The sequence below is a fragment of the Mesorhizobium sp. M1E.F.Ca.ET.063.01.1.1 genome, from assembly GCF_003998155.1.
Classification (GTDB): domain Bacteria; phylum Pseudomonadota; class Alphaproteobacteria; order Rhizobiales; family Rhizobiaceae; genus Mesorhizobium.
Window position 1 is genome coordinate 1 of record NZ_RZSC01000862.1, and the last position, 2298, is coordinate 2298.

1 protein-coding gene is annotated in these 2298 nt (G+C 66.9%); it reads right to left on the reverse strand.

Annotation, left to right across the window (positions count from 1 at the left end; genetic code table 11):
* The coding region (gene tssM / locus EOA29_RS33485; protein ID WP_127222203.1) for a type VI secretion system membrane subunit TssM at positions 1–2298 on the reverse strand (2298 nt) is incomplete at both ends.

A 2298-nucleotide genomic window follows, 5' to 3' on the forward strand; every position in this document is an offset into this window, starting at 1 on the left:
ACGTTGGACAGCGCCGTCAGCGCCACCACGGCCGCGTCGAGCGCCGGCGGCTGGCCGTCGACCTCTGCGATCGTGCCCTTGAGCGGCTTGAAGTGCGCGGCCACCAGGCTGCCGGTCATGTCGACCTGATCGGCCGAGCCCGCGCGGGGCAGTAATTTCGCTCCCGTCTTCACCACCTTGCCCAGCTTGCCGAGCTTGCTCAAGAGCTTAGAGCCGGTCTTCGCGGCGCCCTTGTCGTCGGCCGGCGCTTCGTCGGATCGGGTCAGGTCAGTCTCCTGGACGACTGCCTTCAGCAGCCGCTTCAACGCGGAATCGGCGCTCGAAAGATCCTTGAGATTTTCGCTGGCGACGTTGAGGTCGCTCAGCGGCGCCAGCCGCATGTCGCGCAGGAAACTGTCCCACTGCGCGATATAATCGTCGTAATAGAGCTTCAGAATGTCCTCGGAGAGCGCCGAGACCGAGGTTTCGGAATTCTCCGAACAGCCGCCGGCGAACACCGCCCGATCGAGCGCCGCCTGCGCCGCCACATCCTCGACCCGGTCGAGAACGGCGTCATGGAAGCCGGCATAGGTGAAGGCCCCGGCAACGCCGACGCGCAGCGTCTTGTCGGAGCGGCGCGCGAACACTTTGGCGCCGTTCGGTCCGGCAAAATTGGCGGGCACCCATTCCTTGACGGCCGCCACTTCCGGATCGGCGAGAAGCTGCTTATAGGCGCGCTCCGGCAGCGAGATCGTGCACACGGTTTTCAGCGCCTCAGCCACCAGTTCCTTGTCCGGGGCGATATAGCTGTCGTCGACCGCCATGCGCCGGATCGCGGCAAGCTGATGCTCTTCGGCGTCCGCCGTGGGGAAGGGCGGGGCAGGCGCGAATTCCGGCAGGCTGTTCGCCCACCAGTTCTGGGCGAAGTCCGGGTCCATCTGCGACAGGCCCGTCATCATGCGATAGGTCTTGAGCGCCCCGAGCATGAAATCCGGATCGCGGATCTGCCGCCACATCGTGGCCTCGAGCAGCGCCACCATATGTGGCTCGAGCACGTTGCGCAGCGCATGGTCGTAAGTGTCGGTCTGGGCGCGCACGAGCTCCGCCGAGGCGGTCGGGCCAAGCAGGTTGTGGGGTGCGTCCGGCGGCGCGGTGCGGGCCGTTGCGATCGCATCCATCGCGGCCAGCGCTCCATCCATCGTCGGCTGCTCCACGGATGCCGGCGCGGCGGAAACGTCGGTCAGCGGCGCCTGCAGCGCCTCGAACTGGCCGGCCTGCTCGGTGATCGCATTGCGGTTGTCGAGATAGGACCAGGTGAACAGTCCGCCGGCGAGCAGGGCCACGAGCGCGCAGGCAGTGGCCGCGCCGCGCCAGATCCAGGCGCGGCGGCGCTGCGCCAGCGGATCGAACGTGCCGAGGCCGGCTTCCTTGAAGATGACTTCGGTCAAAAGATTCCGCAGGAAGAAGCTGCGCTTCTCGACGCGTGGCGAAAGCATGGCGCGGCGTGGCGGCAGCCCGAAGGAGGAGGACAACGCCGCGGTCAGCCGGTCGATGGGCGCGCCTTCTTGGGTCGCCGATGTCAGGTAGAGGCCGCGCAGCCACGCGGCTTCCTCGTAACGGCTTTCGCCGAACATCGCCTCGATCAGCACCTGGATCGGCTCGGAAAGGCTGGCGAGCTGAGCCGGAAAACGGAAGATCTCGGCGCGCGCGCCAAGCTTGTCCTCGTCCTCCAGGCGCGGCACCAGCCGCCGCTCCAGCTCAGTGGCGAGCGCGGCGAGCTCGTTTTCTATTGCCTTGGCGTCGACGCGCGCGTCGAGGGGGAAGGTCGTTCCCCAGACCTGCTCGCGCGCGGCGGTCGACAAGCCGCCGAAGAAGGCTTCGAACCCCTTGATCAGGTCGGCCTTGGTCAGCATCAGATAGACGGGAAGGCGGATTTCGAGACGGTCGTTCAGCTCCGCCAGCCGGCGGCGGATCTTGCGGCCATGCGCCTTGATGGCTTCGTCGCCTTCCGAGAGCGTGTCGATGGAGAGCGCGACGATGACGCCGTTCAGCGCCCGGCGGCCCCGATGCTTCTTAAGCAGGTCGAGGAAGCCAAGCCATTCGGTGGCGTCGACATCGGGCTGGCTCTCCTGCTGCACGTAGCGGCCGGCGGTGTCGATCAGCACCGCTGTCTCCGAGAAGAACCAGTCGCAATTGCGCGTGCCGCCGACGCCTTGCAGGTCATCGGTCAGGTCGATCGGGAAGCTGAGGCCAGACTGGCGCAGCGCTGTCGTCTTGCCGGTCGCCGGCGGACCGACGATCACATACCACGGCATCTCG